Consider the following 6000-nt stretch of genomic DNA (forward strand, 5'->3'; position numbering starts at 1 on the left):
GGCCTGGGCCTTGCAGGGGCTCGTGACATACGCAAGCTCGCAGTCAACGCCGCGAACACCACCCTAGGGCATGGTTTCAAGATAGGTGGCCACCGCTGCAATGTCCTGGTCCGTCATGGCCTTGGTCACGAATGCCATGTTCGGGTCAGAGCGCACGGTGCTGCCATCGCGGTAGCGCTTGAGCGTCATGTCCACATAACCGTAATGCTGGCCAGCAATGCGCGGCAGGCGCTCATTGCCATGACCGTCGGCAGCGTGGCAGTTGATGCAGATGCGCCCATAGTAAGCCTTGCCTCGGGCGTACAGTTCCTGGTCTGCAGGCTGACGCACAGGCAGTTTTTCCTTCTCGTAGAACAGCACCATGCCCACCATCTCATCGCGGTTCATGGCCTTGAGAATACCTTCCATGAAAGCGTTCTTGCGCTCACCCTGCGAGAACTGGCGAATCTGTTCCACCAGATACGCCGGGTTCTGCCCCTCCAGATAAGGCACTTCCAGAAACTCGCGGCTTTTCTGTGGTCCGTGGCAGTTGGCACACACTGCTGCGACTTTCTTGCCGAGGCTGTACAGCCGCTGACCCAGTTCCGGGTTGCCCTGGGCCTCCTGCAAACGCGCCTGCAGCGCTGCCTGGGTGATAGGTTGCTTGGAGTTGCTGCCAGCCATGGACCATGGTGCAACCAGCGACAACGCGGCAATCAATGCGGTTTTCAGGCACAGATGCCGTGGAACACAAAAGCGCAAATGCATGGGTCGTTCAAAGCAAGAGGTGTAGGACAAAACCTCACCATTATCAATACATCTTCTTGCGATTCCAGCCCCTGTCTGCAGCTTCAACAAAGCTTGATCCAACAACTTGTCAAAGCGCAAAAAACACGCTCAATCAGCCTCGGACTAACCCTCAATACACGTATGCACCAATACGCTTTTACTTACGTTTGGTTTCAACTAGGGTTTCGCACGATCGTTCGTTTTTGAAAAGCGCCTGGCTGGTCCGCTCGACCAGCGCCGCATTGGAAGGTCATGGTGAACCGCCGCATGAAACACATCAGCGTGACAAAAAAACTCTGGCTCAGCGTAGTCTGCATCGTTCTGGGGGCCATCATCATCGTGGGCCATGCAGGCTATAACTCCGCCAGCCACCAGCAAAAGTTCAACCAGCAGGACAGCCTGCTGTCACAACGACTGGATCAGGCCGCACAGTGGAGCGCACTGGCCCAGGTCAACACCGTGCGCACACAGGCTGCACTGGCCAGCGGCAGCGCCGAGGATGCCCGTCGCTTTGAAGCTCAGATGGCACAGACCCAGTCCACGCTGCAGACGCTGATTCAGCAGCTCACCACCACCAGCCTCGACGCTGAGCAGCAGGCCACGGTGCAGCTGCTGGCCCAGCAGCGCCAGCAGCTGCAAAGCCTGGGTGCACAGGCGCTGCAACTGAAAGCGCAGGGGCACAGCCTGCAGCTGCAGGATCTGCGTCAGCGCTATGACCAGGCCGCACAGGCCTACATCCAGGCACTGCAGCAGTTTGTGAGTCAGCAGGCCGAGCAGCTGGCGCAGATGCGCTCTGACATGGGCGCCGCACGCCAGGGCGTAGTGCGTGCCGCTGCCATCAACATGGTGTTTCTGCTGCTGGGCATTGCCGTGGGTGCCTATCTGCTGATCAACAGCATCCGCCGCTCGCTGCAGCAGGCCAACCAGATGGCCGAACAGATTGCCAGTGGTGATCTGAACATCACGCACCAGAGCACACGGCGTGACGAATTCGGTCAGCTGCTGCAGTCGCTGCAGCACATGAGGCAGTCTCTGTCGCGCATGATCGAAGACGTGCGCCACAGCAGTGAAGCCATTCACCTGGCCAGCGATGAAATCGCCTCGGGCAACCAGGACCTTTCACAGCGCACTGAAATCACCTCCAGCCACCTGCAGCAGGCCGCAGCTGCCATGGTGCAGCTGACCCAGACCCTGCAGGACACTGCCCACAGCGCCCAGCAGGCGGCAGAGATGGCACAGCAGGCCTGCGGCGTAGCCCAGCATGGCGGCACCGTCGTGCATGACGTGGTCCAGACTATGACCGACATCCACCAGCGCAGCCAGAAGATTGCCGACATCATCGGCGTGATCGACGGCATTGCCTTCCAAACCAACATCCTGGCGCTGAACGCTGCCGTAGAGGCTGCGCGTGCAGGCGATCAGGGCCGTGGCTTTGCCGTGGTCGCTGCCGAAGTGCGCTCCCTGGCTCAGCGCAGTGCACAGGCCGCCAAGGAAATCAAGGCGCTGATTCAGGCCTCCGTAGACCGCATTGCCGATGGTGCACAGCTGGCGCAGGACGCAGGCAGCACCATGACCGAAGTGGTACAGGCCATCCAGCATGTCACCCAGGTCATGGAAAACATCAACCACCATGCGGCTGAACAGCGTGACGGCGTAGCGCAGGTCAATGAAGCCGTGGGCTCACTCGACCAGATGACACAGCAAAACGCCGCCCTGGTCGAAGAAAGCGCCGCGGCTGCCCACAGCCTGCGCGCCCAGTCGGAGCATCTGCGTGCACTGGTGCAGCGTTTCAAGGTGCAGCATGAAGCAGCGCAACCTACAGAGTCACTGCAACGCATACCAGCATCATTGGGCAGCGCGGGTCAGCCCACCCAGCAAGCCGCTGCGCTCACGGTCTGAGCGCCTGTCTGGTGCTCTACGGCATAAAAATTGCACCACAGCGGGGAATCACCATTCCCAAGCCCCGCCATGGATACTGCTCTGCACTTTCTGACCGCTGCACGCCAGTGTGAAATCAATGAACTGCAACAGCTGCTGCGCACCAGCAGCTTTGTTCGGACACTTGCCGAACTGATCCATGCCCTGCAAAAGGAAAGAGGCCTGTCCAGCATCTGGCTGGCCAGCCAAGGCAGTCGTGCTGCGCAATCCTTGCAGGCGCAGCGTATATCCAGCGATCAGGCCATTGCCACCGTGCGCGACATGCTGCATACGCTCGATGTCTCCAGTCTTTCGGGTGGGCAAGGTGCTCGCCTGTGCAGCGATATTGCCTATGTATTGCAAGGCATTGAGGCGCTGCCTGCGCTGCGCCAGCACGTCACGCAGCAGCGCCTGAGCGTCAACGACTCGACACAAGCCTATGCACGCCTGATTGCAGGCTTGCTGGCGGTCGTGTTTGAAGCCGCAGACAGCGCCACTTACCCCAGCATCTCTCGCCTGCTGGTGGCCATGTTCCACTTCATGCAGGGCAAGGAGCTGGCAGGTCAGGAGCGTGCCACCGGCGCAGCAGCCTTTAGCGCTGGGCGCAGCGACAGCGAGCGCCAGCAGCACTGGCTGCATTTGATTGAGTCGCAGGAACGCTGCTTTCAGGTGTTCGCGGAATGCGCGCCTGCCGATCTGATCCTTGAGTGGAATCAGCTCGTCGTCATGGGCCCTGACCAGATCACCATTGAACGTCTCAGACGGATTGGCTGTACAGCCATAGCCAGCGCGCCACTGCCACGTGATCTCAGCGAAGTGTGGTTTGAAGCATGCACCCACGTCATGGATGGCATGCACCAGATTGAATCGAAACTGGCTCAAACGCTGGTTCAGGAATGTACGGCCCACCTGCACAGTGCGCAGCAAGCGCTGAAGCAGCCAGCCCAGCTCACACAGCCGAGCACGGAAGATGTATGGCCTGAATTCTTTGCCCAAGCCTCCAGGCACTCATGGGATGCACAGCTCACAACCCAGTTCAAAGCCTCCGTGCTACAGGTCGTTCAGGAACAGTCACAACGCCTGCAGACCATGCGCACTGAGCTGGAAGCTGTCCGGCAGGCCCTGAATGAGCGCAAAGTCGTGGAACGCGCCAAGGGCATGCTGATGACGCAGCAAAACCTCAGCGAGAGCCAGGCCCACAAGCTGCTTCGCCAGACTGCGATGACACAGAACCGCCGCATTGTGGACGTCGCCCAGTCTGTACTGTCGATGGCTGAACTGCTGAATCTGCGCGAAACATAAACTGGCACGCTTCGTGCATACAGATGCAACGAATCCCGGCCAACGGCGGTCTGGAGACAGTACATCAAGGACAACGGCGTCCCATCCCCTGCTCTGGCAGGCCGGATCGGGACGCCGTTTGTTTTCTACCTCTTATGCGTTCTTAGTTCAGCCTCGAAGGAGCAGTACCATGGCACAACACCCCTCTGCCAACCCCATTGCGCAAACTGCGACCAATCCCTCCCGCCGCCGCTTTCTGAGCCAATCGTCCAGCATGGCTGCTGGCGCCCTGCTCTACACACAGCTGGGCCACCATGGTGCCTGGGCAGCAGGATCTGACGCCCCTGAAAAAAAGGAAGTCAAGATCGGATTCATTCCGCTGACAGACTGCGCCAGCGTCGTCATGGCCTCCGTGCTGGGCTTTGACCAGAAATACGGCGTCAAGATCATTCCCACCAAGGAAGCCAGCTGGGCCGGTGTGCGCGACAAACTCAGCAATGGCGATCTGGACATGGCCCATGTGCTCTATGGTCTGGTCTATGGCCTGCAGCTGGGCGTTGGCGGCGCGAAAAAGGACATGGCCGTTCTGATGACGCTCAACAACAATGGCCAGGCCATCAGCCTCTCCAAGAAACTGGCAGACAAAGGTGCTGTGGATGCCGCCAGCCTGGCCCAGCTCATGGCCAAGGAAAAGCGCGATTACACCTTTGCCCAGACCTTCCCCACCGGCACACACGCCATGTGGCTGTACTACTGGCTGGCCAGCGCAGGCATCAACCCGTTCAAAGATGCGAAGGTCATCACCGTCCCGCCTCCACAGATGGTGGCCAATATGCGCGTGGGCAACATGGATGGCTTCTGCGTGGGCGAACCCTGGAACCACCGCGCCATCATGGACAAGATTGGCATCACCGCAGTGACCTCTCAGGACATCTGGCAGGACCACCCAGAAAAGGTGCTGGGCACCACGGCCGACTTCGTCAAACAGAACCCCAACACCGCGCGCGCCGTGATGATGGCGATTCTCGAAGCCAGCCAGTGGATTGACGCCAGCCTGCAGAACAAGGTCAAGATGGCCGAAACCATTGCCGACAAGTCCTACGTCAACACCAACGTAGACGCCATCAACCAGCGCATTCTGGGTCGCTACCAGAACGGCCTGGGCAAGACCTGGGACGACGCCAACCACATGAAGTTCTTCAACGATGGCAGCGTGAACTTCCCCTATCTGTCGGATGGCATGTGGTTCCTCACCCAGCACAAGCGCTGGGGCTTGCTCAAGGAGCACCCTGACTATCTTGCCGTGGCCCAGCAGATCAACCAGATTGATCTGTACAAGCAGGCGGCCTCACAGCTGAACATTGCCGTGCCCAAGAACGTCATGCGCAGCAGCAAACTCATTGACGGCAAGGTCTGGGACGGCAGCAATCCCGCCCAGTACGCCGACAGCTTTGCCATCAAGGTTTAAGGAGCACTTCCATGGTCAGTGCCGTTTTCCACACCCCAGCGCCTGCTGCATCAAGCGCACCGCCTGCGAGCAGCGCCACCCCATCTACGCCCACGCTGGATCACAGCGCAAGCGCTGCTGCCCCTGCTACTGCGGCCAGCGCAACACATGCAAAAGCCCCTGTGGCACAGACGGCTCGCAAACTCGCCAGCGCAGCTTTTCCGCCTTTGCTGGGTTTTGTGCTGCTGATTGGCATGTGGTCGCTGATTTCCAGCTCCACCGACGGAGCCATCCCTACCCCACTGGCGACCTGGCAGCAGGCCATCACGGTGTTTCAGTGATCCGTTCTACCCGCAATGGCCCTAATGACCAGGCATCGGCTGGAATGTGCTGTCTTCACTGCAGCGTGTGGCCATGGGCTTTGGTCTGGCGGCACTGGTCGGCATTCCGCTGGGCTTTGTGATTGGGCGCTTTGCGTTTCTCTCGCGCATGTGCAACCCCCATCATTGGCCTGCTGCGCCCTGTCTCCCCCCTGGCCTGGCTGCCCCATCGGTCTGCTGGTCTTTCAGGGTGCCAACCCTGCCGCC

At 59.7% G+C, this 6000-nt stretch carries 4 protein-coding genes and 1 pseudogene; 4 read left to right on the forward strand and 1 reads right to left on the reverse strand.

Annotated elements, in window-relative coordinates; all coding sequences use genetic code 11:
• Positions 1-63: 63 nt before the first annotated feature.
• A complete protein-coding gene (locus B5M06_RS16745) occupies positions 64-747 on the reverse strand; it encodes a c-type cytochrome (protein ID WP_077344648.1) in 684 nt (227 codons plus the stop codon).
• A gap of 288 nt (positions 748-1035) precedes the next feature.
• Between B5M06_RS16745 and B5M06_RS16750 the strand changes: the two genes are divergently transcribed.
• From B5M06_RS16750 to B5M06_RS17615, 4 genes and pseudogenes are all read left to right on the forward strand, one after another.
• Positions 1036-2667 carry a methyl-accepting chemotaxis protein gene (locus B5M06_RS16750; protein ID WP_162777442.1) on the forward strand — a complete coding sequence of 544 codons (1632 nt, stop codon included), beginning with the start codon at positions 1036-1038 and terminating at the stop codon, positions 2665-2667.
• Positions 2668-2736: 69 nt separating this feature from the next.
• Complete coding sequence (locus B5M06_RS16755; RefSeq protein WP_054066987.1) at positions 2737-3987, forward strand: nitrate regulatory protein; 1251 nt, start codon at positions 2737-2739, stop codon at positions 3985-3987.
• A gap of 169 nt (positions 3988-4156) precedes the next feature.
• Entirely contained in the window at positions 4157-5434 is a 1278-nt protein-coding gene (locus B5M06_RS16760) for a CmpA/NrtA family ABC transporter substrate-binding protein (protein WP_054066986.1), read from the forward strand.
• A gap of 11 nt (positions 5435-5445) precedes the next feature.
• Positions 5446-6000: pseudogene (locus tag B5M06_RS17615) on the forward strand (ABC transporter permease); the annotation flags it as partial.

The sequence above is a fragment of the Comamonas kerstersii genome (genome assembly GCF_002056725.1).
Taxonomy (GTDB): domain Bacteria; phylum Pseudomonadota; class Gammaproteobacteria; order Burkholderiales; family Burkholderiaceae_C; genus Comamonas; species Comamonas kerstersii.